The sequence below is a fragment of the Serinicoccus marinus DSM 15273 genome, from assembly GCF_008386315.1.
In the GTDB taxonomy this organism is placed as follows: domain Bacteria; phylum Actinomycetota; class Actinomycetes; order Actinomycetales; family Dermatophilaceae; genus Ornithinicoccus; species Ornithinicoccus marinus.
In genome coordinates, this window is record NZ_CP043808.1 from 2,279,469 (window position 1) to 2,306,242 (window position 26,774).

Here is a 26,774-nt window from a genome sequence, read left to right on the forward strand (position 1 = left end):
ACGCACGAGAGGTGACCCCCGTGAGCGACCCGACCGACCTGCTGCGCACCGCCCGCACCTGGCTGGAGGACGACCCCGACCCGGCGACCCGCGAGGAGCTGCAGCAGGTGCTCACCGCCGCCGAGGGCGGCGACGACACCGCGCTGGCGGACCTCGAGGACCGCTTCAGCGCCTTCCTCGAGTTCGGCACCGCCGGCCTGCGCGGCCGGCTCGGGGCCGGGCCCAACCGGATGAACCGCTCGGTCGTCATCCGCACCGCGGCCGGGTTGACGGCCTACCTCCGGGCGCGGCTGGCGGAGTCCGGCGACGCGACCCCGGGCCCCGCCGTGGTCGTCGGCTTCGACGCACGCCACCACTCCGACGTCTTCGCCCGCGACACCGCTGCCGTCGTCACCGCGGCCGGCGGGCGGGCGATGGTCCTGCCCCGGCCGCTGCCCACGCCCGTGCTGGCCTTCGCGATCCGGCACCTCGGGGCCGACGCCGGGGTCATGGTGACGGCGAGCCACAACCCGCCGGAGGACAACGGCTACAAGGTCTACCTCGGCGACGGCTCGCAGATCGTGCCTCCCGCCGACCGTGACATCGCCGAGCAGATCGACGCGGTCACCGCGACCGCCGACGTGCCGCTCGCGCAGGACGGCTGGGAGACCCTCGGCGAGGAGGTCCTCGAGTCCTACCTCGCGGCCGCGGTCGCCGTGCTCGACCCGACCAGCCCGCGCGAGCTGTCGGTGGTGCACACCGCGCTGCACGGGGTCGGGTCCGAGGTCGTGCGCCGGGCCTTCGAGCAGGCCGGTTTCCCCGCCCCCGCGGCCGTGGCCACCCAGGCCGAGCCGGACCCGGACTTCCCGACCGTCGCCTTCCCGAACCCCGAGGAGAGCGGGGCCATCGACGCCGCCCTGGAGCTCGCCGAGCAGGTCGGCCCCGACCTCGTCATCGCCAACGACCCGGACGCCGACCGGTGCGCGCTCGCGGTCCGCGACGGCGACGGCTGGCGGATGCTGCGCGGCGACGAGGTCGGTGCGCTGCTCGGCCAGCACGTCATCGACCGCGGGCGCGCCGGCGGCGACCGCCCGGTCCTCGCCCGCTCCATCGTCTCCTCCCGGTTGCTCGGCGCGATGGCCCGGTATGCCGGGCTGCAGGGCGAGGAGACGCTCACGGGGTTCAAGTGGATCGGCCGGGTCCCGGGGCTGGCCTACGGCTACGAGGAGGCCCTGGGCTACTGCGTCGACCCGGCGACCGTGCCGGACAAGGACGGCGTCACCGCGGCGCTCCTGGCCGCCGAGCTGACCGCCACCCTCGCGCAGCAGGGCCGCACCCTCGCGGACCTGCTCGACGACCTGGCGCAACGGCACGGCGTGCACCAGACCGACGCCTTCTCGGTGCGGGTGAGCGACCTGGCGCAGATCCCGCCGGTCATGGCGCGGCTGCGGGAGCAGCCGCCGCAGGAGCTGGGCGGCGTCCCGGTGGCCCGGGCCGAGGACCTCGCGGACGGTGTCGACGGGCTGCCGCCGACCGACGGGCTGCGCTTCCTGCTCGAGGACGACACCCGGGTCATCGTGCGGCCCAGCGGCACCGAGCCCAAGCTCAAGGTCTACCTCGAGGCCGTCGTGCCCGTCGAGGAGCGGGCCGCGCTGGCGGCGGCCCGGGACGAGGCGGCCCGACGGCTCGCGTCCGTGCGCGCCGGCATGGAGGAGCTCACCGCCGTCTGAGACCACGGGAGCCTGCCCCCACCGGGCTAGGATCGGTGCGTGGAGCAGGACGACCAGGGACTCACCGGTGAGGTCATCGGTGTCTACCGGACCCTGCCGGCACGCGTCCTGGGCTGGCTCATGGTGGCCGGTGCCGCGGTCCTGGCCGCCCTGACGATCTGGGACGTCGGGTCGGGTCGCACCGAGGGCCTGCTGGGGGCGGTCGCCCTCGTCCTCGGCATCGCCGCCGTGGCCTGGGCTCTCTTCCTGCGACCGCACGTCGTGCTGCGCGAGGACGGCGTGCTGCTGGCCAACGTCGTGGCGGACACGTCCGTGCCCTTCGCCGCCGTCGACGAGATCACCCACCAGTGGGCGCTGGAGCTGCACGACACCGCCGGCCGGCGGCACAGCGCCTGGGCCGTGCCGGCCAAGCGGGAGCGCGTCCGGCGTCAGCAGATCGACGACTTCGCCGAGACCACCCGCCGGCGCGGCGACGCGGGAGCGACGGCGCAGGGGGTGGCCGACGAGGCGCAGCGCGCGCTGCAGCGCTGGCGGCTGGACGGCGGAGAGCTGCACGGTGGCCTCGAGGCGGCGCGGACGCGGCTGGCCTGGCCGGCGATCGTCGTCCTCGGGGCGGCGATCTGCCTGGCGCTCGTCGCGATCCTCGCCTGAGCAGCCGTCGGTGCCCGTCGGGCACCCTCCTAGACTGTCCGCCCATGGACCCGGCCCCTCCTCCTGCCCGCGTGCTCGTCCTCGCCGGCCCCAGCGGCGCCGGGAAGTCACGGCTCGCCTCCCGCCTGCACGCCCGCCACGGCTGGCCCGTGGTCCAGCTCGACGACTTCTACCGCGAGGGCACGGACACCGGTCTGCCGATGAGTCCTCTGGGCCTGCCGGACTGGGACCACGTCGACTCGTGGGACGGCGAGGCCGCCCTGGACGCGCTCGAGCAGCTGTGCCGCGAGGGCATCGCGCAGATGCCGGTCTACGACATCGGCCGCTCGGCCGTCAGCGGCGCCCACGAGGTGCGCCGCGACGGGCATACCGTCGTCGTCGCGGAGGGGATCTTCGCCGCCCACGTCGTGGCCGGGCTGCGCGAGCGTGGCCTGCTCGCGGGTGCCTGGTGCATCCGCAACCAGCCCTGGAAGACCTTCGCCCGGCGCCTGGCGCGCGACCTCGCCCAGCGCCGCAAGCCCCCACTCACCCTGTGGCGGCGGGGTCACGTCCTGCGCCGCGCCGAGCCGGGTATCGTGGCCGCACAGCAGGCGCTCGGTGCCGCACCGATGACCGCGCGCGAGGCAATGGCTCGGGCCGGGGGACTCCAGCGACCACCGGCGACGCAGCCACGAGAGACCGACCGAGGAGGAGGGGGATGACCCAGCCACCCTTCGGCCCGCCGCCCGGCGGCCAGGGACCACCCGACCGCACGCCCCTGACCCCGCCGGTGCCCCCTGGTCCGATGGACCCGCCCCCTGGACAGGCGCCGGGCGCGCAGCAGTGGCAGCAACCGGCTCCCCCGCAGCAGTGGCAGCAGCCACCGCAGCAGCAGCCGCAGTGGCAGCAGCTGCCGCCCGAGCAGCTCGCCCGGATGCACCAGCCCGGCGTCGTGCCGCTGCGCCCGCTCACCCTGGGCGACATCTTCGGTGGTGCGCTGCAGACGATGCGACGCAACCCCGAGGCCACCATCGGCATGGGCTTCATCGTGCTCGCCGTCCTGCTCGTCCCCTCGCTGCTGCTCTCCCTGCTCCTGGGCAACGTGCTGACCGGCATGAGCGACCTCGACGTGCAGGCGCTGCAGCTGACGCTCGGGGCGATCTTCTCTGGCCTGTCCTCCATCGCGCTCACCGGCATGATCGTGCACGTCGTCGGGGAGGCCGTCCTCGGCGACCGCGCCGGTCTGGGCGACACCTGGCGGGCCGTCCGCAGCCGGTTGCTCGCGCTCGTCGGCACCGTGCTGCTCATCGGCCTCATGACCGTCATCGCCGTCGTGGCCCTGGTCCTGCTGATCGTGCTGATCGTCGCGGGGCTCGGGGACAGCGCGTTGTCGATCCTCCTCGTCGTCCTGCTCAGCCTCGGGGCGCTCGTCGGGCTCGTGTGGGCGGCCTGCCGGCTCAGCCTCGCACCGGCACCCGTGGTGCTGGAGCGGGTCGGCCCCTGGCGGGGCATCGCCCGCGCCTGGACCCTCTCCACGGGTGGCCAGGGCTGGCGCATCGTCGGGATCACGATGCTCGCGGGCATCGTCACCGCGATCCTGGCCAGCGTGATCCAGGTGCCTATCACCGGTGCCCTCATCGCGGCCCTCGGACCCGCCGGGCTCGACCCGCTCAGCCCGGCCGTGCTCGTCACCGACCACGCGCTCCAGCTCGTGGTGGGTGCCCTGACCATCCCGTTCACCGCCGGCGTCACCGCGCTGCTCTACCTCGACCAGCGCATCCGGCGTGAGGGTCTGGACGTCTCGCTCGTGCGGTCGGCTCAGGCGCGGGCCGCCCAGCGGTCGGGCTGACCAGGACGACAGGTATGCCCTTGCCCCGGCAGGCGGGACACCCCCTGCCCGCCGCTCCGATCGACCCGGACCGGGACGAGGCGCGACGCCTGCTGACCGAGGAGCTGGAGTCCGGCGACTACCGGCTGCAGGAGCCCTGGCTGACCCGGGCCTGGAGATGGTTCGTCGAGCAGCTGCCGGACGTCCCCGACCTGGGCGCGCTGCCCCCGTGGACGACCTGGGCGGTGCTCGGGCTCGTGCTCTGCGCGGTGGCGGCCGTCCTGGTCTTCGCCAGCCGCGACCGGTGGCGCGCGGGACGGCTCGCCCCGCAGGCCGCTGCGGGACCGGTCCTGGGCGGTGCGCGGCGCTCCGCGGCCGACTACCGCACCAGCGCCCGGGAGGCGCTGTCGGCGGAACGGGTCGACGAGGCCGTCCTCGACGGCTACCGGGCGCTCGCCGCCGGAGCCATCGAGCGCACGCTGCTCGACGACCGCCCCGGGCGCACCGCGCACGAGGTGGCCCAGGAGCTCTCCCCCGTCTTCCCGGTGCACGCCGACGACCTGCGGCGGGCCGGCGACGTCTTCGACGCGGTCCGCTACGGTGACCACCGCGCGAGCACCGAGCAGGCGCAGGCCGTGCTCGCGCTCGACGAGCGGCTGCTGGACTCACGACCCGAGCTCGCGGCGGCTGCACCGCGCTCGACGGTGCCGTCGTGAGGGCGCTGCGCCGGTATGCCCCGTGGGCGTTGCTCGCCCTCGCCGCCGTGGTCGTGGCGGCGATGCTGACGACCCCACGCTCAGGTGAGCTGCTGCACCCGATGAACCCCGGCCCGGACGGGGCGCAGGCGCTGCACGAGGTGCTGGTGTCCCAGGGCGTGGAGGTGGAGATCGTCGACGGGACCAGCGAGCTCGACCCGGCCGACCTCGGTCCCGGCACGTCGATGCTGCTGCCGCACACGGCATACCTCGGGCCGGAGAGCGGGCCCGACCTGCTCGCCGAGCTGGCGACCGCGGGACTCGACCGCCTGGTCGTGCTCACCGACGACCCGGGCCGCGACGTCGGCGCCGCGCTCGGGCTCGACGTCGACACGAGCAGCGGGTCCGGCATCTCCGTCGCCGCGGACTGCTCGCACCCGCTGGTCCGCGAGGGCGACCGGGTGGTCGGGTGGGACGTGCTCTTCTCGGCCGGCGGCGAGGACCGGGCGGGGACCACGGCGTGCTACCCGCCCGGGGCGGGTCACAACGCCGGCGGCGCGCGCGAGGGCGCCCTGCTCGTCCTCGAGGCGCAGCCGGACCGGCCGGTGACGGTGGTCGCCGGCACCGGCCCGGCCTGGACCAACGCGCAGATCACCGAGGAGGCCAACGCGGCGCTGGCGCTGCGTGCGCTGGGTGCCAGCGACCGGCTGCTGTGGGTGCTGCCGCAACCGCGCGACGCCGGGCTGGACGCCGCCTCCTCGCTGTGGGACGTGCTGCCCCGCAACCTCACCGCCGCGCTGTGGGTCGTCGCCGGCGGTGTGCTGGCCCTCGCCCTCTGGCAGGGACGACGCCTCGGGGCGGTGGTCACCGAGCCGCTGCCCGCCGTGGTCCGTGCCACCGAGACCACCCTCAGCCGCGGCCGGCTCTACCACCAGGCGCACGACCGCGACCACGCGGCCCGCGCCGTCCAGGCCGGGGCGCGACGCCGGATCGCGCCGGTGCTGGGGCTGCCGACCGGTGCCGGCCCGGACGCCCTGGTGCGGGCGGTGAGCGGGGCCACCGACACCGACGACGCCCGGGCCCGCCGGCTGCTCGTGGACGCGCCGGCGCTGCCCGACGACGCCTCCCTCGTGCGCCTGGTCCGGGAGATCCACGACCTCGAGGCGCAGGTGCGGCGACCCACGACGCGGGCAGCCGCACCGGCCGTCTCCGGACCGGCGACCCCCGAACCCGCTCCTGGTGCGCACCAGCGCCCCGACCGACTCGCGAGAGGACACCATGACCGACCAGCACGACCCGACGACGCCGCCGGAGGGGCCCGCCCCGACCTCGCCCGGCCCCTCCGCCGACCGTGCCGAGGCCGCCCGCACGGCGCTCCACGCCGTCCGCGCCGAGGTCGGCAAGGCCGTGGTCGGGCAGGACCAGGCCGTGTCCGGTCTCATCGTCGCGCTCCTGGCCCGCGGCCACATCCTGCTCGAGGGTGTGCCCGGCGTCGCCAAGACCCTGCTGGTGCGCACGCTGGCCGCGGCCCTGTCGATCGACACCAAGCGGGTGCAGTTCACCCCCGACCTCATGCCCGGGGACGTCACCGGGTCGATGGTCTACGACAGCGGTCGCGGCGAGTTCGAGTTCCGCCCCGGCCCGGTCTTCACCAACCTGCTGCTGGCCGACGAGATCAACCGCACCCCGCCCAAGACGCAGTCGTCCCTGCTCGAGGCCATGGAGGAGCGCCAGGTCACCGTCGACGGGACGTCCCGTCCGCTGCCCACCCCGTTCCTCGTGGCGGCGACGCAGAACCCGGTGGAGTACGAGGGCACCTACCCCCTCCCCGAGGCCCAGCTGGACCGCTTCCTCATGAAGGTCACGCTGCCGCTGCCGCCGCGCGAGGACGAGACCCAGGTGCTGGAGCGCCACGCGGCCGGCTTCGACCCGCGCGACCTCGCTGCCGCCGGAGTGCGCGCGGTCGCCACCCCGAGGACCTCGCGGCGGGTGCGGCCGCCGTCCGCGAGGTGCAGGTCTCCCCCGAGGTCATCGGGTATGTCGTCGACCTCGCCCGGGCGACCCGCGAGGCGCCCTCGCTGCAGCTCGGCGTCAGCCCTCGCGGTGCCACCGCCCTCATGGGCACGGCCCGGGCCTGGGCGTGGCTGTCCGGGCGCGACTTCGTCACGCCGGACGACGTCAAGGCGCTGGCCCGGGCCACCCTGGTGCACCGGGTGGCGCTCCGCCCGGAGGCCGAGCTCGAGGGCGTGACCAGCGACTCGGTGCTCGACTCTGTCCTCTCCAGCGTCCCCGTCCCCCGCTGACCAGGACACTGCGATGGTCGTCCGTGGTCCCGTCGTGGCACTGGCCCTGCTCGGGCTGGTGCCGGTCGTGCTGTGGCCGGACTCCGCCGGAGCCGTGGCGGCAGCGTGGCTGCTCGGGGTCGCGGTGCTGGTCGCCGCCGACGTCGCCCTGGCGCCCGCGCCGCGCTCGCTGCTGCTCGAGCGCGCCCCGGTGCCGCAGGTGCGACTGCTCGAGGAGACGCGGACGACGCTGACGGTCACCAACCCCGGCTCGCGACGTCTCCGGGGGCTTCTCCGGGACGCGTGGGTCCCCTCGGCAGGTGCGCAGGAGCCGACCCGGCACCCGCTGGACCTGCCGGGCGGTGACGGCGGACGGTCCAGACCGCGCTGCGCCCGACCCGCCGCGGCGACCGCCCTGCGGTGGGGGTGACGGTGCGCACCTTCGGCCCGCTGGGCCTCGGTGCACGCCAGCGGACCACGCCCGTGCCCGGGGTGGTGCGCTCGCTGCCGCCCTTCCGGTCGCGACGGCACCTGCCGGCCAAGCTGGCCCAGCTGCGCCAGCTCGACGGCCGGTCCGCGGTGCGCACCCGGGGTCAGGGCACCGAGTTCGACTCGCTGCGCGACTACGTCGAGGGGGACGACGTGCGCTCGATCGACTGGCGGGCCACGGCGCGGCGCCAGCACGTCGTGGTGCGGACCTGGCAGCCCGAGCGCGACCGGCGCGTCATCCTCGTGCTCGACACCGCCCGCACCAGCGCCGCCCGGATCGGTGACGAGCCGCGGCTGGACGCCGCGATGGACGCCGCCCTGCTCCTCGCGGCGCTCGCCTCCCGGGCGGGCGACCGCGTCGACCTGGTCGCCGGGGACCGCAGCATCCGGGCGAGGGTCGGGTCGGGCACCACGGCCGGCCGCTCGGGGCTGCTGCACCAGCTGGTCACGGCGATGGCCCCGCTGGAGCCGGTGCTGCTCGAGGCAGACTGGCCCCTCCTCGCCGGGGCGGTGACCTCGCTGACCCGCCGCCGCGCGCTCGTCGTGCTGCTCACCCCGCTCGAGCCCGCCGCGCTGGAGGAGGGCCTGCTGCCGGTGCTGCCCGGCCTCACCGCGCACCACCGGGTCGTCGTCGCCTCGGTCGCCGACCCGGCCCTGGAGGACATCCGGACCGGCACCGACCGGGTCGAGCAGACCTACGCCGCCGCCGCGGCCGAGCGCACCGAGTCGCTGCGGCATCGCACCGCCGTCGCGCTGAACCAGCTCGGCGTCACCGTGCTCGACGAGTCGCCCGAGGACCTGCCCGTGTGGCCCTGTCCGACCACTACCTGGCGCTCAAGGCCCAGGGCCTGCTCTGACCCTCCCGCTCCGCCGACCGGCCGCACGGTCTGCGTCGACCGGCGGCACCGCCGCGGCCTCCCGGTCACGGACTGCCTCGTCCTACGCCTGGGGTATGTGTCCGGTCAGGACGAGGTGGGCGCGGAGGCCGCCTGCAGCTCCTCGCCGACGTCACCGTCCGCCCCCGCAGCGCCGCCCGCCGGCCGAGCGTGAAGACATACACGAAGAAGAAGCAGCAGCAGGGCGAGGACACCGATCCCGACCCGCGCCCACGTCGGCAGCGGCGAGGGCGTGACGAAGCCCTCGATGACACCGGAGAGCAGCAGGACGAAGACCAGCCCGATCGCGACACCGGCCGCGGTGCGGCCCTCGGCCGCGAGGTTGGCCAGCCGCGTCCGGCGCCCGGGCACGACCCAGGCCCAGAACAGCCGCAGCCCGACCCCGGCCGCCACGAAGATCGCCATGAGCTCGAGCAGACCGTGCGGCGTGATGAGCCCCCAGAAGACGTCGGCGCGGCCGTGCCGGTGCATGAGCGAGCCGATCACCGCGACGTTGGCGATGTTCTGCCACAGCAGCCAGATCACCGGCACACCGAGCACGCCCATGCCGATGCAGCGCGCCGCCACCCAGGCGTTGTTGACCCAGACCAGCGTGGAGAAGCTGCTCGCCGCGTGCTCGGAGTAGTAGGACTCGAAGCTGACGTTGACCAGCTCGGTGACCTGCTCGGTGCTGAGCAGCGACTGCTCGACGACCGGGTTCTGCACCAGCCACCACCCCAGCACCAGGCCGACGACGACGTTGGCCGCGGCGGTGATCCCCCACCACCACCGCAGGCGGTAGAGCGCCGCCGGGAAGTCCTCGGCGAAGAACCGACCGATGCCCGCCCAGGACATCGTCGGCACGCGCGCCGCGCGGGCCCGGGCACGTGCCACCAGGGTCGACAGGTGCGTCACGACCGTGGCGTCGGGGGCGCTGGAACGCACGACCGACAGGTCGGTGGCGGCCCGCTGGTAGCCGTCGAGCAGCTCGTCGGCCTGCGCGCCGTCCAGCCGGCGCTCCCGCGAGAGCCGGTCCAGCCGCTCCCACGCCGCGCTCCGCCGCCCCACCAGCGCATCAAGGTCCACGGGACCACGGTAGGCCATCACCGGCGGCCCCAGGGATAGAGTGCGGCCATGGCGACGCGGGGGATCTTCGAGGCCCAGCGCTTCGTGACCAGCGAGGCGGTCGAGGTCGAGCTGCCCGCCGCCCAGGTCCCGACCCGGATGGTCTCCGGGATCATCGACCTGCTCCTCGTGGCCGTCGGCGTCTTCCTGCTCGTCTGGCTGGTGCCGGGCGAGGTCTTCGCCGCCGACGCCGCCCTCGGGCAGGTCTTCGTCATCGTCGTGGTGGCGCTGGTCATGGCCGGGGTGCCGATCACGCTGGAGACCCTCACCCGTGGCCGCACCGTGGGCAAGATGGTCATGGGGCTGCGGACCGTCCGGGACGACACGGGCCCGATCGGCCCTGCGGCACGCGATCATCCGCGCGCTGGCCGGCACCGTCGAGCTCTGGATGACCCTCGGCAGCGTCGCGCTCATCAGCGCCATGACCAACGAGAGGGCCAAGCGCCTGGGTGATTTCCTCGCCGGCACCTACGTCGTGCACGACCGGGTGCGGCTGCGGATGCTCACCCCTCCGCAGACGGCCCCCGAGCTGGCCGACTGGGTGGCCGGTGCCGACATCGGGGTGCTGCCCGACAGCCTCGTCGTGGCGACCCGGCAGTTCCTGGCCCGGGCCGGGACGCTCACCCCGGCCGCCCGGGCGCAGACCGGCAGCGAGCTGTATGCCGCCGTGCTCGGCCACGTCGCTCCCCCGCCGCCGGCCGGCGCCCACCCGGAGCAGGTCATGGCCAGCGTGCTCGCGCAGCGGCGGCGCCGCGACGAGGAGCGGCTGGAGCGCGCCGACGCCCTGCGCGCCCGGGTGCTCGGTCAGCCGTCGTAGGCGGGCTTGAGCACGTCCTCGATGATCGCCAGCCGCTCATCGAAGGGCAGGAAGGCCGACTTCATCGCGTTGACGGCGACCCGCCGCAGCTCGGTCCGGCCCCAGCCGCCGCGCTCCACGAGGAGCTGTGCCTCGCGGCTCATCGACGTCGCGCTCATCAGCCGGTTGTCGGTGTTGAGCGTCACCCGGAAGCGCAGTGCGTCCAGCAGCCGGATCGCGTGCTCCTCGATCGAGGGCGCCGCACCCGTCTGCACGTTGCTGCTCGGGCACATCTCCAGCGGGATCCGCCGGTCCCGGACGTATGCCGCCAGCTCGCCGAGCGCGAAGGCGCCCGGCTCCTCCTGCGCCCGGGCGATGGCCCCGGCCAGGTCGTCCGTGACCGGTGACCCGTCGAGGGTGATGTCGTCGACGATCCGGATGCCGTGCCCGAGCCGCTCGGCCCCGCACCACTGGATCGCCTCCCAGATGCTGGCCAGCCCGAAGGCCTCGCCCGCGTGGATGGTGAAGTGCGCGTTGGCCTGCCGCAGGAACTCGAAGGCACCGAGGTGCCGGGTCGGGGGGAAGCCGTCCTCGGCGCCGGCGATGTCGAAGCCGCAGACCTCGCTGTCACGGTGCCGGACCGCCAGCTCGGCGATCTCTCTGCTGCGCGCCGCGTGCCGCATCGCGGTGAGCATCGCCCGCGCCCGGATGCGTCCGGCCGGTGCCTCCGCCTCACCCTGCGCCACCTCGCGCTCGCCGTCCCGCAGCCCCTCGTTGACCGCCGCCACGACCTCGTCGAGACCCAGGCCCCCCTCGAGGTGCTGCTCGGGGGCATACCTGACCTCGGCGTAGACCACGCCGTCCGCCGCCAGGTCCAGGACGCACTCGCGGGCCGTGCGCCGCAGCGCGTCTGCCGTCTGCATCACCCCGACGGTGTGGGCAAAGGTCTCGAGGTAGCGCACCAGGGAGCCGCTGTCCGCGGACTCGGCGAACCACGCCGACAGGGACGCCACGTCGTCGTCGGGGAGCGCGGCATACCCCTGCTCCTGCGCCAGCTCGAGCACCGTCGCCGGGCGCACGCCGCCGTCGAGGTGGTCGTGGAGCAGCACCTTCGGCAGCGCGCGGATCTGCTCGGCGCCCAGCTCACTCATCGCGGTGCGCCCGCTCGGGGGTGAAGGCGGGGGCGCAGACGGCGAGGTATTCCGCGCCGCCGGGTCCGACCGAGTAGCGGACCCACTCCCCGGCGCGGGTCAGCACGCACTCCCCCGCGCCGACGTCGATCTGACCATCCTCGTGCTCGACCACGAGGTGACCGGCCAGGACGTAGGTCACCTCGTCGAACTCGGGCCGCTGGCCCGGCTCGTCCCACCCCGCCGGGGCGGTCATCCGCGCGACCGAGACACCGTCATGCCCGGTGCTCGCCGAACCGGCCAGCTCCTGGATCAGCTTCTCCCCGGTCCCGGGCACCCGGACCGGCCGCAGCATCGTCGGCATAGCAGTGATCCTAGAGTGGTGGTCATGTCGCACATCATCGCCCCCGGGACCAGCCTGACCGCGCAGGACGTCGCCGACCTCATCGACCACGCGCTGCTCAAGCCCGAGCTCACGCCGCAGGAGGTCGAGCAGACCTGCCGCGAGCTGGCCCAGGACGAGATCTGGTCGGTGTGCGTCCGGCCCTCGGACGTCCGGCTGGCGCTGCAGGCGGTCGAGGGGCACCAGACCCGGGTATGCACGGTCATCGGCTTCCCGCACGGCACCACCTCGACCGCCGCGAAGGTGGCTGAGTCGCGCCAGGCGCTGGCCGACGGCGCGACCGAGCTGGACATGGTGCTCAACATCGGGCGGTTGCGCGGTGGTGACGTCGAGGCGGTCAAGCAGGACATCGCCGCGGTCGTCGAGACCGGCCACGCGGCCGGAGTCCTGGTGAAGGTCATCTTCGAGACCGCCCTGCTCGACGAGGCGCAGAAGGAGGCGGCCTGCCGGGCGAGCGAGGACGCGGGGGCGGATTTCGTCAAGACCTCGACCGGCTTCGCCGGCGGTGGCGCGACGTTGCCGGACGTGCGGCTCATGCGGGCCACGATCCCGGACACGATGCAGGTGAAGGCCTCGGGCGGGGTCCGCGACATCGACACCCTGCTGGCGATGGTCGCCGAAGGCGTCACCCGGATCGGGACCTCCTCCACCGAAGCCCTGCTCGCGGGAGCGCGCGAGCGCGAGGATGAGGGGACGCTGGTCGTGCCCGAGCCGGGCGCCGACGCTCCCGGTGCCCAGGGCGAGGGTTACTGACCGCGCGGTCGGGTCGACCGACCGCGCACGTGGGTCGACCGACCGCGGCCAGCGCGTGCATACCGCGCGGCCGGTCCGTGCATACCGTACGTCCGGTCGGAGTGACCGGGCGCCGGGTCAGCTCACGCGGTCGATGACGATGCTGTCGGCGGTCTCGACCTGGTCGGCGGTGCCGATGGCCCAGGACCCCTCCAGCGCCTCGGTCGCCCGGCCGAGCCGCTGCTCCTCGTCGGTGTGCAGCGTCATGAGCGGCTGACCCTTCTTGACCTCCTCGCCAGGCTTGGCGTGCAGCACCACGCCGGCGGCGGCCTGCACCGGGTCTTCCTTGCGGGCACGTCCGGCCCCGAGCCGCCACGCGGCGACACCCACGGCGAGCGCGTCCAGCCGGGTGAGCACCCCGTCGGCGTCCGCGAGCACCTCCTGGCTCTCCTTCGCCTCCGGCATCGGGGCGTCCGGGTCGCCTCCCTGGGCCTCGATCATCCGCCGCCAGACGTCCATGGCGCGGCCGTCGGCGAGCGCGTCCGCGGGGTCGACGTCGGTGACGCCGGCGCCCTCGAGCATCTCCCGGGCCAGTGCCACGGTGAGGTCGACGACGTCCTGCGGGCCGCCTCCGGCGAGCACCTCCACCGACTCGGCGACCTCGACGCCGTTGCCGGCGGTCAGCCCGAGCGGGGTCGACATGTCGGTGAGCAGGGCGACCGTGTGCACGCCGGCGTCCTGCCCCAGCGCCACCATCGTTTCGGCGAGCTCGCGCGCATCTTCATGGGTCTTCATGAAGGCCCCGGACCCGACCTTGACGTCCAGCACGAGCGTGCCGGTGCCCTCGGCGATCTTCTTGCTCATGATCGAGGAGGCGATGAGCGGGATCGCCTCGACGGTCCCGGTCACGTCGCGCAGGGCGTAGAGCCGCTTGTCCGCCGGGGCCAGGCCAGACCCCGCCGCGCAGATGACGGCACCGACATCCTCGAGCTGGTCCATCATCTCCTCGTTGGACAGCGCCGCCCGCCAGCCGGGAATGGCCTCCAGCTTGTCCAGCGTGCCGCCGGTGTGGCCCAGACCCCGCCCGGAGAGCTGCGGCACGGCCACGCCGCATGCCGCGACCAGCGGCGCGAGCGGCAGCGTGATCTTGTCGCCGACCCCGCCGGTCGAGTGCTTGTCGGCCGTCGGCCGCGACAGCGAGGAGAAGTCCATCCGCTCCCCCGAGGCGATCATGGCGGCGGTCCAGTCGCTGATCTCGCGGCGGTCCATGCCGTTGAGCAGGATCGCCATCGCCAGCGCCGACATCTGCTCGTCGGCCACGACCTCCCGGGTGTAGGCGTCGATCACCCACGCGATCTGCTCGGGGCTCAGCTCGCCCCGGTCGCGCTTGGTGCGGATGATGTCGACGGCGTCGAAGGACTCACTCATGCAGGCCAGTGTGGCCTATCGACGATCCTCGCCGCCGCCGGGTGTGCCGAGCCGGTGGGCTCAGGCATACCGCCCGGTCTGCCCGAGCGCGCTGCACGTCTGGACCACGCGCGCTACCTTGCCGCCGGGCGGCTGCTCCCCGCGTGCCGCCGAGACCTCCCGCTCCAGCCGGCGCAGGCCCGCCTCGAACTCCTTGCGCCCGCTGCCCGGCACGCCGCTGGCCCCGTCGAGCATCATCAGCGACCGGCGGGTCATCTTCTCGATCTCGCCGAGGAGTCGCTGCGTGTCCGCGTCGGAGCCGGTGCGCGCCGCGGCGTCGAGCTCACGGGCGAGGCGGCCCAGGTGCAGCTGCCCGAGGGAGACGACCGGATCGGTCGACGTGCTGGAGGGGTATGCCGCGGCGCCGGGCGTCGCCGAGGCAGCGGGTCGGGTGGTCGGCGGCTCGGGCGTCGGCTGGTCCGCGCCGCTCGGGCCCTGGCCGGGCAGCGGAGGGGGCGATGACTCTCCGGGGAAGCGCGGCACGTCGATCCGGGGCAGCCCGCCGTCGTCCTCGGCTCGTGCTGCCGGGTCCTGCTGCGGCGCGGGCGGCTGCTGCCCCTGCGGCCGTCCACCGCCGACCTGCCGCGCCCGCCGCGGGCCGGTGACGATGCTGAAGATCACCGCGCCGATGATGATCGGGATGACCGGGAGGTCGAGGTCGGTGAAGATGTTGAGCAGGATGATCGCGAAGATGATCCCGGCCCACGGCACCTGCTTGCCCTTCATGGGGCACATCATGCCGCTCCCTCGGTGCGACCGGTGGTCGCACCGACCTCGTGTGACATCCTGAGCGGCGTGCTCGTGGCTGACCTCATGACCCTCGTCGCTCCTCCGGTGACCGATCTGCTGCGGCGTTCCCAGACTGGGACGCCGTCACCGCAGCCGATGTTCCCGACGATGGTGGCGGTCCGCAACGACCGCGTCGTGGCGATCGTCTCGACGCCGCGCATCGAGGCCACAATGTCGGCCGCCGCCAGCCTGGCCGTGGGGCTCGACCCGCAGGCGCTCGTCGTCGCGACGGAGGCACGCTTCGACGGTGAGCAGCCGGCGCTGACGTATGCCGTGATGACCCGGCAGCGGACCGCCCGATGGGTGCTGCAGGAGATCATCGGGTCCGGCGACGAGGTGCGCTTCTCGGTGCCGGTCGACGGGGGCGAGCCGACCGGGCAGGCGGCCGGGACGCTGCGGCTGCTGGCCGAGGCGATGGCGCAGCGGCCGGTCGACGTCAGCACGGTGGCCCGCACCGACCGGGGTGGCACCTTCGGCGAGGAGACCTTCCTGCCGCCCGAGCAGGGCCGGGTCGTCGTCGACGCCGGCACCCTGGCCACGCTGCAGGAGCGGGTCGCCCAGATCGGCGGTCGGGCGCTCTACGTCGCCCGCAGCCCCGAGGCCGGCCGGCTGGCGCTGTCCGCCGGCCTCCCCCGTGCCTGCCTGCTCGGCGGCGAGACCGCCGCCGACTGAGCGTACGGGGCCGGCAGTCGCGCGCCGGGCATGCTCGCCCGGCGGCGGTGCCGCCCGGCTCAGGAGCGGTCGAGGTCCTCGGCGCCGAAGGCCTGGGGCAACACCTCGTCCATCCGCAGCACGCCCTCGGGCGTCTGCAGCAGGCACTCCGCTCCCCCGTGCTCCCACACGAGCTGCCGGCACCGGCCGCAGGGCATGATGGTCTCGCCGCGCCCGTCGACGCACCACACCGCCACGAGCCGCCCGCCGCCACCGGCCACGAGGTCGGAGACCATGCCGCACTCGGCGCACAGCGTGACGCCGTAGCCGGCGTTCTCGACGTTGCACCCGGCGACGACCCGGCCGTCGTCCACCAGGCCGGCGACGCCCACGGGATAGCCGGAGTACGGCGCATACGCCCGCCGGGTCATCTCCACCGCCCGGTCGTGCAGCGGCTGCCAGTCGATCTGCTCCGGCACGGGATATGCCCCTCTCAGCTCTTGGTGTAGGGCACGCCCTCGGCGGCCGGCGGGCGGACCCGTCCGACGAAGCCGGCGACGGCCAGGATCGTGATGACGTAGGGCAGCATGAGCAGCAGCTCGGAGGGGACGCCGCTCCCGATGGTCGACAGCACGTTGCCGAGGTTCTTGGAGAAACCGAAGAGCAGCGCCGCCATGACGGCGCCCCACGGGTTCCACTTGCCGAGGATCATCGCGGCCAGCGCGATGTAGCCCTGCCCGGCGGACATCTCACGACCGAAGGCCAGCCCGGAGCCGACGGTGAAGAAGGCGCCGCCGAGGCCGGCGACCGCCCCGCCGAGGATGGTGTTCCACACCCGGCGCACGTTGACCTTGATGCCGACCGTGTCCGCGGCCTTGGGATGCTCGCCCACGGCGCGCGTCCGCAGGCCCCAGCGGCTGCGGAAGAGCATGAACTGCAGCCCGATGACCAGGACGTACATGAGGTAGACCAGGATCGTCTGGTTGAACAGCACCGGCCCGATGACGGGGATGTCGGCCAGCAGCGGGATCCGGATGCGCGGTAGCGGCATCCGCGTGTTCCACAGCGCCTTGTTGTCCGACAGCACCGTGGAGAAGAGGAAGCCGGTGAGCCCGATGATGAGCGTGTTGAGGACGACACCGACGATGATCTGGTTCACCCGGAACGACACCGCGAACCACGCCAGGGCCGCCCCGACCAGACCGCCCGCGATCGGCGCCGCGACGAGACCGAGGTAGGCCGAGCCCGCCGCCGAGGCGACCACGGCACCGGCGAAGGCACCCATGAGCAGCTGCCCCTCGATGGCGATGTTGATGATCCCCGAGCGCTCGCAGATCACGCCGGACATCGCGCCGAAGACCAGCGGCACCGACAGCGCCAGCGCGCCTGCGAGCAGCGAGACCATCGGGATGACCGTGCTGCGGCCGGCGCCGACGAAGGTCAGGAAGGAGATGACGAAGGCTGCGCCGACGACGACGTGCAACCACACCGGGACCGGCCGGCGGGCGCGGTAGCGCACCCACGCGAAGGCCGTCGCGGCGAGCATGACGACGAGCAGCACGACGAGGGTGGCCAGCGCCGGCAGCGGGATGTTCGGTATGCGGAACAGGTCGCCGCCGGTGCCGAACTGGAACGTCGTCCGGGCGTCCGCCGGGGTGTCCAGCACCCAGGCGAGCAGCGTCACCAGGGCGGCGAGGGCATACACGACGGTCGTCTTGATGCCGACCTTCGGGCGGCCGCGGGCCGGACCCTCGCCCTCGGAGGGGGTGGTCGGTGCCGGGGCCTGCGTGGGGGTGCTCATGCCGTGGCCTCCTGGGTCTTCGCGTCGCCGCGGGAGACGCGTCTGCGTCGTGGCTTGTCGGGGTCGGGCAGCCGGAAGACGCTGCGCACCAGCGGCGGGGCCGCGATGAGCAGCACGATGAGCGACTGCACGACGAGCACGATGTCGATGGGGGTCGCGGTCAGCGACTGCATGAGGAAGCCGCCGGCCTTGAGCGCGCCGAAGAGCAGGCCGGCGAAGAAGGTGCCCCACGGGCGGGAGCGCCCGAGCAGCGCCACGGTGATGGCGTCGAAGCCGAAGGAGGCGGCGACCCCGGCCGTGAGCGAACGCTCGGTGCCGAGCACCTGCGCCGTCGCGGCGAGCCCGGCGAGCGCGCCGGCGAGCACCATCGTGATGACGGTGATCCGACCGACCGACATGCCGGCCGCGGGCGGCGGCCGGGTTGGCCCCGACGGCGCGGATCTGGAAGCCGACGGTGGAGCGCTCCATGAGCCACCACACCGCGATGGTGGCGAGGATGGCCACGACGAAGCCCCAGTGCAGCCGGAAGCCGTTGTCCGGCCACAGCCACTGCGGCACCAGGAGCGGGTAGGTCGCGTCCGCCCCGACCGCCGGGCTGCGCTGCCCGGTCCGCCCCGGGTTGAAGCTCGGCTGCTTGAGCATGTAGCTGATGAGGTAGACCGCGATGTAGTTGAGCATGATCGTGACGATCACCTCGTTGGCGCCGAACCGGGCCTTGAGCACACCCGGGATCCCGCCCCAGACGGCGCCGCCGACGAGGCCGCCCATGATCGCCACGAGCAGGTGGATCACCGGGGGCAGGTCGAAGGCGAACCCGAGCCAGGCGCAGACGATGGCGCCGACGATGATCTGCCCCTGCGCGCCGATGTTGAACAGGCCCGCGCGGAAGCCGATCGCGATGCCCAGGCCCGCCAGGATGAGCGGGACGGCGAAGACCATCGACTCGGTGAGCGGGTCGACCATCCCGGCGAGGGTGTCGGCCCGCCAGTCGAAGACCGAGCCGCGGAACATCGCGACGTAGGCCTCCCACATGGCGGTCCACCCGGCCGAGATCGTGTCCAGCGGCCGGGCGAAGAAGTAGGTCGCGGCCTCGCGGGTGTCCTCGTTGGCGAAGGCGATGAGCAGGCCGCCGATGAAGAGCGCGAGCACGACGGCGAGCACCGACATCAGGGCGCTCCCGGAGAGGATCTGGTGCAGGACCGAGGGGCGCTCCTGCTCGCGCAGCGTCGGCCCGCTGCCGCCGGTGTCACCGGGTGGCGTGGCGGTGACCGACTGCTCCTCCCCCGCGTCGGGTCCGTGGGACTGGCTGGCGTGGGGCTGGTCGCTCACGGCTGCTCCTCCGTGCTCGTCGGGGCAGGGTCGGCGTGCTGATCGTGGTCCTCGTCCCTGGGCCGGCGCTGCCGCGCGTCAGGTATGCCGTCGCCGTCCAGGTCGGCCCGCCCCAGCACGGAGTGGTGCTGGGCGGCCTGCTCGCGGGCCTCCTCGAGCGGCACGCCGGCCATCATGAGGCCGAGGACGTCACGGTTGACCGGCGTGCCGTCCTCGCCGACGGCGTCGACGACGCCGATGATCCGGCCGCGGTACATCACGGCGATCCGGTCGGCGAGACCGAGGACCTCGTCGAGCTCGGTCGAGATGATGATGACCGGGGTGCCGTTGTCGCGCTCGGCGACGATCCGCCGGTGCACGAACTCGATGGAGCCGACGTCCAGGCCCCGGGTCGGCTGGGAGGCGACGAGCAGGCGCAGCGGCCGCGACATCTCGCGGGCGAGGACGACCTTCTGGGCGTTGCCGCCGGAGAGGGTGGAGATGGGGTCGTGGATCGAGCTGAGCCGCACGTCGAACTCCTCGGTGCGCTGCTCGGCGTTGCTCGCCACGGTGGCCGGGCTCATGGAGATGCCCCGGGCGAAGGGCTCGGTGTCGTAGAGGTCGAGCACGAGGTTCTCGGCGATGGAGAAGCTGGGGACGACGCCGTCGGTGGAGCGGTCCTCGGGGACGAAGCCGATCCCGGCGCGGAGCCGCTGCTTCACTCCCTTGCCCGCGAGGTCCTCGCCGTCGAGCCGCAGGGTGCCGGAGTCGGCCTCCTCCAGGCCGAGGATGACCTCGGCGAGCTCGGTCTGGCCGTTGCCCTGGACCCCCGCGACACAGAGGATCTCGCCGGCCCGGACGTCGAAGGAGATGTCGTCGACGAGCACGGTCCCGGCGTCGTTGGCCACGGAGAGCCCGTCGACCTCGAAGGCGGCGTCGCCCGGGGTGGCCGCCTCCTTGTCGACGGTCAGGCTGACCGAGCGCCCGACCATGAGCGAGGCGAGCTCGGTCTCGGTGGAGCTGGGGCTGGCCTCGCCGACGACGGCGCCGCGGCGGATGACGGTGATCCGGTCGGCGATCGCGCGGACCTCACGCAACTTGTGCGTGATGAAGACGATGGAGGTGCCGGACTCCTTGAGGTCGCGCATGATGCCGATGAGCTCGTCGGTCTCCTGCGGCGTGAGCACCGCGGTCGGCTCGTCGAGGATGAGAACCTTGGCGTCCCGGGAGAGCGCCTTGATGATCTCGACCCGCTGCTGCACCCCGACGGGGAGGTCCTCGATCTTGGCGTCCGGGTCGACGTGGAAGCCGAAGCGGTCGGAGATCTCGGTGACCCGGCCCGCGCCTCGTCCAGCTTCAGGGCCCCGACGGCTCCGGTGGGCTCGTAGCCGAGCGCGACGGACTCCGCCACGGTGAAGACCGGGATGAGCATGAAGTGCTGGTGAACCATGCCGATGCCCGCGGCGACCGCGTCGCCCGGCCCCTTGAAGGTGACCGGCTCGCCGTCAAGCAGGATCTGCCCGTCGTCGGGGTCGTAGAGGCCGTAGAGGACGTTCATCAACGTGCTCTTGCCGGCGCCGTTCTCTCCCAGCAGCGCGTGGATCTCGCCGGGTTCGACGACGAGGTCGATGTGGTCGTTGGCCACCAGGGATCCGAAGACCTTGGTGATGCCCTGCAGCTCGAGCTTCATCGCGGTTCCTGCTTCATGGCACCTCACGGGGACGGGCCGAGGGAAGGTGGGGTATGCCTGCACCTCGGGTGATGCGGTGGACAGCGTAGCGGCCCGACCCGGTGGGGTCGGGCCGCTACCCGGTGTGTCAGCCGGCCGGCTGCTGGCCGGACCGGCGCACGGTCACTGCTGCGGGCTGTTCTCGGACTCGACGGTCAGGTCGCCGGAGATGATCATCTCCTGCAGCGTCTCGATCGCCACGTCGAGCGTGACGTCCTCGCCGTCGGGGCCGGTGACCTCCTTGGCGGCGACGTCGCCCTCCATGTCGTGGTAGGGCGCCAGGCCGACGCCGTCGTTCTCGAGCGTGCCGACGTAGGGCTCGTTGGAGAAGCCGCCGTCGACGGTCTCGGTGATGGTCTGCTCGACGGCCGGGCCGATCTGCTTCATGACCGAGGTGAGCATGAGGGCGGAGTACTCCGGCGCGGTGAGGTAGCCGTCGGAGTCGACCCAGACGATCTTGACGTCGTCGCCGCCCTCGGCCGCCGCGGCGGCACCGAGGCCGACCGGGCCGGCGACCGGCATGACGATGTCGGCGCCCTGGGAGATGAACTGCTCGGTGAGCGTCTGCCCCTGGCTCTGGTTGTCGAAGTCACCGGAGAAGGCGCCCTCCTGGGCCTCCTTGTCCCAGCCCAGCAGGTTGACGTCGGTGCCGTTGTCCTCGTTGAACTTGGCGACGCCGTCGGCGAAGCCGTCCATGAAGACCGACACCGACGGGATCTGCAGGCCGCCGAAGGTGGCGACGGTGCCGGTCTCGGTCATGCCGGCCGAGAGATAGCCGGCGAGGAAGCTCGCCTCGGCGGTGTTGAAGAGGATCGGCTTGGCGTTGTCGAGCTCCACCGGCGCGGAGTCGGCGTCGCTGAAGGCGGAGTCGATGAGCGCGAAGTTGGTGTCGGTGTTGTCCTCGGCCGCGGTCTGGATCGCGTCCTCGAGGAGGAAGCCGACGCCGATGGTGATCGAGCAGCCCTGGTCCACCAGGCCCGCGACGTTGGTGGCGTAGTCGGTGTCGGCCTGCGACTCGACCTCGACGGTCTCGATGCTCAGGGCCTCCGCGGCGGCATCCAGACCCTCCTTGCCGGACTGGTTGAAGGACTGGTCGTCGAAGCCGCCGGCGTCGGAGACCATGCAGGCCTTGAAGTCGCTGGCCGCTTCGCTGTCCCCGCCTCCTTCGCTGCTCTCGGCGGTGTCGCCGCCTCCGGCGTTCGACTCGTCTTCGGTGGGGGCCTCGCCGCACGCGGCGAGGAGGAGGGTGGCCGCCGCACCGGCGGTGGCAAGCTTCAGGACCCGACGCACGGGAAACTCCTTTGTCCTGTGGGTATGACGCGAAGATGGTAACTCTCGTGACCGGCGAGTAGGGGTCAGGTGACGCGCACGTCAGCCACAACGTGATGCAAGCGTGACCTGGGCCGTCACATCAGCCACAGCAGTGCTGGAGCGTCACGTCCGTGACTCGCCGAGGGCGGTGAAGACCGACCCGGCGAGCAGCTTGGCGGCGACGAGGACGGAGCGCTCGTCCACGACCAGGTCGCCCTGGTGCAGCTCGTAGGTCGGCCCGCCGGGGGTGCGGGTGCCGAGCCGGGCCATCGCCCCGGGCACCTGCTGGAGGTACCACCCGAGGTCCTCACCGCCCATCGACTGCTTGGTCGGCTGCACCGCTCCCGCGCCGAGGAGCAGCATCGCCGCCTTGGACATCGCCATCACCGAGCTGTTCTCGTTGTCGACCGGCGGCACACCCTTGGTGTAGTGCACGGTGGCCTTGACCCCGTAGGGCGCCACGACGGCGTCGACGGTCTCGGTGAAGATCGGCTCCACGACCTCCCACAGCTCGGGGTCGAGCATCCGCAGGGTGCCGAGCGCCTCTCCCTGCGCGGGGATGACGTTGGCCGCCGCCCCGGCCCGCACCACGCCCCAGACGAGGACGGCCGCGGCGCGGGGGTCGAGCCGGCGGGTCAGCGCGGCCGGGACCTCGGTGACCACCTTGGCGAGGGCATACGTGATGTCCTGGGTGAGGTGGGGGCGGGAGGTATGCCCTCCGCGCCCGCTGATGACGACGTGCACCTGGTCCGAGGCCGCGGTGATCGGGCCGACGCGCAGCCCCACGCTGCCGACGTCGACCGAGGGGTCGCAGTGGACGGCGAGCATGCGGTCGACCCCGTCGAGGACGCCGTCGTCCATGACCTTGAGCGCGCCGCCCGGATGGGTCTCCTCGGCGGGCTGGAAGACCAGCCGCACCCCGACGCCGCGGGCGTGCAGCTCCTCGTCGAGGGCCAGCAGCGCGAGCCCCGCGCCGAGCAGGCCGATGGTGTGCACGTCGTGGCCGCACGCGTGGCAGGCCCCGGGGGTGCGGGAGGAGTAGGGCAGACCGGTGACCTCCTCGATCGGCAGCGCGTCGAGGTCGGCCCGCAGGGCGATCCGGGTGCGCGGCTCGGGGTGGCCGAGGTCGACCACCGCACCCGTGCCGGGCAGCGTCCGCACCCGTGCACCGGCCTCGGAGAGCACCCCGGCGACCAGCTCGGTGGTGCGGTGCTCCTCCCAGCAGATCTCCGGCTGCTGGTGGACCTCGCGGCGCCAGGCCAGCAGCTCCTCGGCCCGGGCGTCGACCTCGTCCTCGACCCGTCGCAGCACCTGGGCCAGCGAGCCGGGCTCGGGAGCGGCGGCGCTCTGGTGCAACGGGCGGGTCAGGTCGGTGGTCAACGGCTCTCTCCGGTCGGGTGATGGATCACCCATCAGGATACGCAGCCCCGCCCCAGACTCCCTTCACCCCCACCGGGCGTCGCGGATGGTTGCCCTCAACCCCACCGGGCGTCGCCGATGGTTGCGGCGACCGCCTCCGCCACCAGCGCGGGCCCGGCATACACCAGGCCGGTATACAGCTGGACCAGGTCGGCGCCGGCGTCCACCAGGGCGGCGGCGTCCGCCCCCGTCATCACCCCGCCGACGCCGATGAGCGGCAGGTCGGTGAGCGATCGGACCTGGCCCACCACCTCGCGCGCCCGGACCGTGAGCGGCGCCCCCGACAGGCCGCCGGTCTGCCCGTTCGCCAGCGCCATCTCCCCCGGTGCGACGCCGCCGCGGGCGAGCGTCGTGTTGGTGGCGACGAAGCCGGCGACCCCGACCCCCACCGACCCCCACCGCCTCCTCGAGCGCGGACCGGGTGAGATCCGGCGCGAGCTTGACCAGCACCGGGACGTCCCCGGCGGCCCGCACCACCGCCGTGAGCAGGGCGCGCAGCGGCTCGGCGTCCTGCAGCGAGCGCAGCCCGGGCGTGTTGGGGCTGGACACGTTGACGGCGAGGTAGTCGGCCAGCCCGTCCAGCGCGGCCACCGACGCGAGGTAGTCCGGCACCGCCTCCTCCACCGGCGTGACCTTGGACTTGCCGATGCTCACGCCCACGGGGATGCGCACCAGGCCGGCTCGCCGCGCGTCCCGCAGTCGCCGCGCCAGGGCGTGCACCCCCTCGTTGTTGAAGCCCATCCGGTTGATGACCGCTGCGCTCTCCGGGAGCCGGACCATCCGCGGTCGCGGGTTGCCGGGCTGGGCCCGGGCGGTGACGGTGCCGAGCTCCACGTGGCCGAGGCCGAGCGCCACCCACGTGGGCACCGCGCGCCCGTCCTTGTCCATGCCGGCCGCCAGCCCGATGCGGTGGTCGAAGCGCAGCCCCAGCAGGTCGACCGGGCGTGCCGGGGGGACGGCATACCCCGTGGCCGCGACCAGGGCCCGCGTCGGAGCCACCCTCCCGAGGAGGTCAGCGGCGACGAGGGTCGCGTGGTGGGCGCGCTCGGCGTCGAGGCGCCACAGGGCGGGGCGCGCCAGCCGCCGGTATGCCGTGCTCCCGGCGGCGGCGAGCAGGCGCCGGGTGGGCGGTGCGGGGACCGAGGACGCGCGCATGCCGGCAACCCTAGACTGACGCGGATGAGCACCCTGACCACCTCGCTGGACGGCTTCACCGCCGTCATCCCCGCGGGCGGGTCAGGGACCCGGCTGTGGCCGCTGTCGCGGCAGGACTCGCCGAAGTTCCTGCACGACCTGACCGGGACCGGCCGTTCCCTGCTGCAGGCCACCGTCGACCGGGTGCGCCCGCTGGCCGGTGACCGGGTCATGGTGGTGACGGGACGACGGCACGCCGACGCGGTGCGCGCGCAGCTGCCCGACCTGGGCGCCGAGGATCTCCTGCTGGAGCCTTCCCCGCGCAGCTCGATGCCGGCGGTCGGGTGGGCCGCCGCCGTCCTCGAGCGTCGTGACCCCGAGGCGGTGCTCGGCTCCTTCGCCGCCGACCACGTCATCGACGACGAGGCGGCCTTCGCCGCCAGCCTGCGACAGGCGGTCGTCGCCGCCCGGGCCGGGGCCCTGGTCACCCTGGGGATCCGGCCCCGCTACGCCTCGACCGCCTTCGGCTACATCGAGCTCGGTGAGGCACGGCCGCTGCCCGGCGCGCCGGACGCGCACCAGGTCCGGTCGTTCGTGGAGAAGCCGGAGCGCGAGGTCGCCCAGGGCTACCTCGAGGGTGGGCGGCACCGGTGGAACGCCGGGATCTTCGTCGTCCGGGCCAGGGTGCTGCTCGACCTCCTGGCGCAGGAGCGGCCCGAGATGGTGCGCCTGCTCCGGCACCTCGCGGCCGACCCCGGGCAGCTGGAGCAGGTCTGGGGCTCGCTGGACGCGCTCGCGATCGACCGTGCCGTCGCCGAGCCGGCCGCCCGCTCGGGTCACGTCACCGTCGTGCCCGCCGACGTCGGCTGGGACGACGTGGGTGACTTCGCCTCGCTCGCGAGCCTGCTCGAGGAACGGCCCGAGCACGGCGGCGTCCGGGTGCTGGGACGGGCCGGTGACGTCGTCGCCCGCGACTCCACCGGGGTCGTCGCGGCGCACGGCGAGCGCGCAGTCGTGGTGCTGGGGCTCGACGAGGTGGTCGTCGTGGACACCCCGGACGCCCTGCTGGTGACCACCCGCGAGCGCTGCCAGGACGTCCGGGGCGTGGTGGCGACCCTGCAGGAGCTGGGACGGGGGGACCTCACGTGAGCGACCGACCCGGCCGCGGTCCTTCTCGCCGCACGCTGCGCGACGGCGTGGGCCACCCGCTCGTCACCCGACGGCCACCCGACACACCCCCGCCGTCCGCCGACGGCATACCCGAGGCGCCCAGGCTGGACCACGTGCGCGTCGCCATCGTCACCGAGTCCTTCCTCCCCGCCCTCAACGGCGTCACCACCAGCGTGTGCAAGGTGCTGGAGTGCCTGCGCGAGCAGGGCCACGACGCCCTGGTCGTCGCCCCCGGCACCAGCCCGTGGAGCCCGGTCATGACCCCGGAGCACTACGCGGGCTTCCCGGTGCACAGCGTCACCAGCGTCCCGGTCCGCAAGTTCCGCGTCGGCCTGCCGTCGTACGAGATCGAGACCGTGCTGCACCGGTTCCGCCCCGACGTCATGCACGTGGCCTCCCCTTTCGTCCTCGGCGTCCGCGGCCTCGTCGCGGCCCGGGCGCTCGGCATCCCCTCGGTCGCGATCTACCAGACCGACATGCCCTCCTACATCCGCCAGCACGCCGGTCCGGCCGGCGACCTCACCGCCCGGGCGACGTGGCGCTGGATCCGCCGCATCCACGAGCAGGCCGACCTCACCCTGGCACCGTCCACGGCGGCGCTGACCGATCTCGCCGAGCACCAGGTGCCCCGGATCGCGCTCTGGGGACGTGGCGTGGACGCCGACCTCTTCCACCCCGACCGCCGCACCGACCCCGGCGCCCTCGCGCTGCGCGACCGGCTCGCGCCTCGCGGAGAGACGGTGCTGGGCTACGTCGGGCGGCTCGCCCCGGAGAAGGAGCTGCACCGGCTCACCGAGCTCTCCTCGCTGCCCGGCACCCGCCTCGTGCTCGTCGGGGAGGGGCCGAGCCGGGAGATCCTGCAGGCGCAGCTGCCCGAGGCGGTCTTCCTCGGTCGGCGCGAGGGGGCCGAGCTGGCGCAGGCGTATGCCGCCTTCGACCTCTTCGTGCACACCGGCACGCGGGAGACCTTCGGCCAGACGCTGCAGGAGGCCTCGGCCGCCGGGCTGCCGGTCGTGGCGCCCGCACGGGGCGGCCCGCTGGACCTCATCCAACCCGGCGGCACCGGTGAGCTCTTCGACCCGGACGTGCGGGGCGCGCTGTGCGCCGCCGTGACCCCCCTCGTGGGGCCCACCGCTGCCGAGGTCCGGGAACGGATGGGTGCCGCCGGTCGGCAGCGGGTGCAGGAGCGGTCCTGGCCGGCGCTGGTGGACCAGCTCGTCGACCACTACTCGGCGGTGGTTCACGCCGGCTCGCGCTCGGTGGCCTGACGGGCATACCCCTGGAGCGGATCCGCGACGACG

The 26,774-nt window shown here is 73.8% G+C and carries 21 protein-coding genes and 6 pseudogenes; 14 read left to right on the plus strand and 13 right to left on the minus strand.

Annotated elements, in window-relative coordinates:
- The first annotated feature begins 11 nt into the window (after positions 1–11).
- The 8 genes and pseudogenes from FU792_RS10810 to FU792_RS10845 all read left to right on the plus strand — a co-directional run bounded on the left by FU792_RS10810 (position 12) and on the right by FU792_RS10845 (position 8,490).
- Positions 12–1,709: a phospho-sugar mutase gene (locus FU792_RS10810; RefSeq protein WP_420329308.1), complete on the plus strand. Its 1,698-nt coding sequence runs from the start codon at positions 12–14 to the stop codon at positions 1,707–1,709.
- Positions 1,710–1,748: 39 nt separating this feature from the next.
- The gene (locus tag FU792_RS10815; RefSeq protein ID WP_022924961.1) at positions 1,749–2,360 is read left to right on the plus strand and encodes a hypothetical protein; all 612 of its coding nucleotides are present in this window, start codon (positions 1,749–1,751) and stop codon (positions 2,358–2,360) included.
- A gap of 44 nt (positions 2,361–2,404) precedes the next feature.
- Positions 2,405–3,061, plus strand: coding sequence for a uridine kinase family protein (locus FU792_RS10820; RefSeq protein WP_052327824.1), 657 nt, complete (start codon positions 2,405–2,407; stop codon positions 3,059–3,061).
- The gene (locus FU792_RS10825) at positions 3,058–4,188 is read left to right on the plus strand and encodes a hypothetical protein (protein ID WP_022924962.1); all 1,131 of its coding nucleotides are present in this window, start codon (positions 3,058–3,060) and stop codon (positions 4,186–4,188) included. Before FU792_RS10820 ends, FU792_RS10825 begins: the two co-directional genes overlap by 4 nt.
- Positions 4,189–4,202: 14 nt before the next feature.
- The gene (locus tag FU792_RS10830; protein WP_022924963.1) at positions 4,203–4,883 is read left to right on the plus strand and encodes a DUF4129 domain-containing protein; all 681 of its coding nucleotides are present in this window, start codon (positions 4,203–4,205) and stop codon (positions 4,881–4,883) included.
- A gap of 101 nt (positions 4,884–4,984) precedes the next feature.
- A pseudogene (locus FU792_RS19250) lies at positions 4,985–5,488 on the plus strand (DUF4350 domain-containing protein); the annotation flags it as partial.
- Between the two features lie 652 nt (positions 5,489–6,140).
- Positions 6,141–7,165, plus strand: a pseudogene (locus tag FU792_RS10840) (AAA family ATPase).
- Positions 7,166–7,178: 13 nt separating this feature from the next.
- A pseudogene (locus tag FU792_RS10845) lies at positions 7,179–8,490 on the plus strand (DUF58 domain-containing protein).
- A gap of 105 nt (positions 8,491–8,595) precedes the next feature.
- Here the strand turns inward: FU792_RS10845 and FU792_RS10850 are convergent.
- Positions 8,596–9,594: a stage II sporulation protein M gene (locus FU792_RS10850; RefSeq protein WP_149814757.1), complete on the minus strand. Its 999-nt coding sequence runs from the start codon at positions 9,592–9,594 to the stop codon at positions 8,596–8,598.
- A gap of 48 nt (positions 9,595–9,642) precedes the next feature.
- On the opposite strand from FU792_RS10850, the gene FU792_RS10855 reads away from it, so the two are divergent.
- Positions 9,643–10,086, plus strand: a complete 444-nt coding sequence (locus FU792_RS10855) for an RDD family protein (protein WP_149814758.1) — start codon at positions 9,643–9,645, stop codon at positions 10,084–10,086.
- Positions 10,055–10,450, plus strand: a complete 396-nt coding sequence (locus FU792_RS10860) for a hypothetical protein (RefSeq protein ID WP_149814759.1) — start codon at positions 10,055–10,057, stop codon at positions 10,448–10,450. The genes FU792_RS10855 and FU792_RS10860 overlap by 32 nt, the downstream gene beginning before the upstream one ends.
- On the opposite strand, the gene FU792_RS10865 is transcribed toward FU792_RS10860, so the two are convergent.
- Together FU792_RS10865 and FU792_RS10870 are read right to left on the minus strand one after the other, a co-directional pair.
- On the minus strand, positions 10,438–11,580 hold the full coding sequence (locus tag FU792_RS10865; RefSeq protein ID WP_149814760.1) for an adenosine deaminase: 1,143 nt from the start codon (positions 11,578–11,580) through the stop codon (positions 10,438–10,440). The genes FU792_RS10860 and FU792_RS10865 overlap by 13 nt on opposite strands.
- Positions 11,573–11,923 carry a cupin domain-containing protein gene (locus tag FU792_RS10870; RefSeq protein WP_022924970.1) on the minus strand — a complete coding sequence of 117 codons (351 nt, stop codon included), beginning with the start codon at positions 11,921–11,923 and terminating at the stop codon, positions 11,573–11,575. The genes FU792_RS10865 and FU792_RS10870 overlap by 8 nt, the downstream gene beginning before the upstream one ends.
- Before the next feature lie 24 nt (positions 11,924–11,947).
- Here FU792_RS10870 and deoC point away from each other — a divergent pair, with 24 nt between their 5' ends.
- The gene (deoC, locus tag FU792_RS10875; protein ID WP_028131005.1) at positions 11,948–12,715 is read left to right on the plus strand and encodes a deoxyribose-phosphate aldolase; all 768 of its coding nucleotides are present in this window, start codon (positions 11,948–11,950) and stop codon (positions 12,713–12,715) included.
- 117 nt (positions 12,716–12,832) lie between these two features.
- Here the strand turns inward: deoC and FU792_RS10880 are convergent, their stop codons facing one another.
- Positions 12,833–14,122, minus strand: coding sequence for a thymidine phosphorylase (locus FU792_RS10880; protein WP_022924972.1), 1,290 nt, complete (start codon positions 14,120–14,122; stop codon positions 12,833–12,835).
- A 60-nt stretch (positions 14,123–14,182) separates the two neighbouring features.
- Positions 14,183–14,887 carry a hypothetical protein gene (locus tag FU792_RS10885; protein ID WP_022924973.1) on the minus strand — a complete coding sequence of 235 codons (705 nt, stop codon included), beginning with the start codon at positions 14,885–14,887 and terminating at the stop codon, positions 14,183–14,185.
- A 69-nt stretch (positions 14,888–14,956) separates the two neighbouring features.
- Between FU792_RS10885 and FU792_RS10890 the strand changes: the two genes are divergently transcribed.
- The gene (locus tag FU792_RS10890) at positions 14,957–15,622 is read left to right on the plus strand and encodes a hypothetical protein (RefSeq protein ID WP_149814761.1); all 666 of its coding nucleotides are present in this window, start codon (positions 14,957–14,959) and stop codon (positions 15,620–15,622) included.
- A gap of 59 nt (positions 15,623–15,681) precedes the next feature.
- Here FU792_RS10890 and FU792_RS10895 read toward each other — a convergent pair whose 3' ends face one another.
- The 8 genes and pseudogenes from FU792_RS10895 to pyrD all read right to left on the minus strand — a co-directional run.
- A complete protein-coding gene (locus FU792_RS10895; RefSeq protein WP_022924975.1) occupies positions 15,682–16,080 on the minus strand; it encodes a cytidine deaminase in 399 nt (132 codons plus the stop codon).
- Positions 16,081–16,094: 14 nt separating this feature from the next.
- The gene (locus FU792_RS10900; RefSeq protein ID WP_022924976.1) at positions 16,095–17,402 is read right to left on the minus strand and encodes an ABC transporter permease; all 1,308 of its coding nucleotides are present in this window, start codon (positions 17,400–17,402) and stop codon (positions 16,095–16,097) included.
- Positions 17,399–18,731, minus strand: a pseudogene (locus tag FU792_RS10905) (ABC transporter permease). Before FU792_RS10905 ends, FU792_RS10900 begins: the two are co-directional and overlap by 4 nt.
- Positions 18,728–20,400: pseudogene (locus FU792_RS10910) on the minus strand (ABC transporter ATP-binding protein). Before FU792_RS10910 ends, FU792_RS10905 begins: the two co-directional pseudogenes overlap by 4 nt.
- Before the next feature lie 162 nt (positions 20,401–20,562).
- Positions 20,563–21,729, minus strand: coding sequence for a BMP family lipoprotein (locus tag FU792_RS10915; protein WP_022924979.1), 1,167 nt, complete (start codon positions 21,727–21,729; stop codon positions 20,563–20,565).
- 144 nt (positions 21,730–21,873) lie between these two features.
- Positions 21,874–23,130 carry an amidohydrolase gene (locus tag FU792_RS10920; protein ID WP_022924980.1) on the minus strand — a complete coding sequence of 419 codons (1,257 nt, stop codon included), beginning with the start codon at positions 23,128–23,130 and terminating at the stop codon, positions 21,874–21,876.
- Between the two features lie 95 nt (positions 23,131–23,225).
- Positions 23,226–23,558: a dihydroorotate dehydrogenase gene (locus FU792_RS18525; protein ID WP_275100780.1), complete on the minus strand. Its 333-nt coding sequence runs from the start codon at positions 23,556–23,558 to the stop codon at positions 23,226–23,228.
- Positions 23,559–23,619: 61 nt separating this feature from the next.
- Positions 23,620–24,324: pseudogene (gene pyrD, locus FU792_RS18530) on the minus strand (dihydroorotate dehydrogenase (quinone)); the annotation flags it as partial.
- A 24-nt stretch (positions 24,325–24,348) separates the two neighbouring features.
- Between pyrD and FU792_RS10930 the strand changes: the two are divergent.
- Positions 24,349–25,452, plus strand: coding sequence for a mannose-1-phosphate guanylyltransferase (locus FU792_RS10930; RefSeq protein WP_022924982.1), 1,104 nt, complete (start codon positions 24,349–24,351; stop codon positions 25,450–25,452).
- The gene (locus FU792_RS10935) at positions 25,449–26,741 is read left to right on the plus strand and encodes a glycosyltransferase (protein WP_022924983.1); all 1,293 of its coding nucleotides are present in this window, start codon (positions 25,449–25,451) and stop codon (positions 26,739–26,741) included. Before FU792_RS10930 ends, FU792_RS10935 begins: the two co-directional genes overlap by 4 nt.
- The last annotated feature ends 33 nt before the right edge of the window (positions 26,742–26,774 follow it).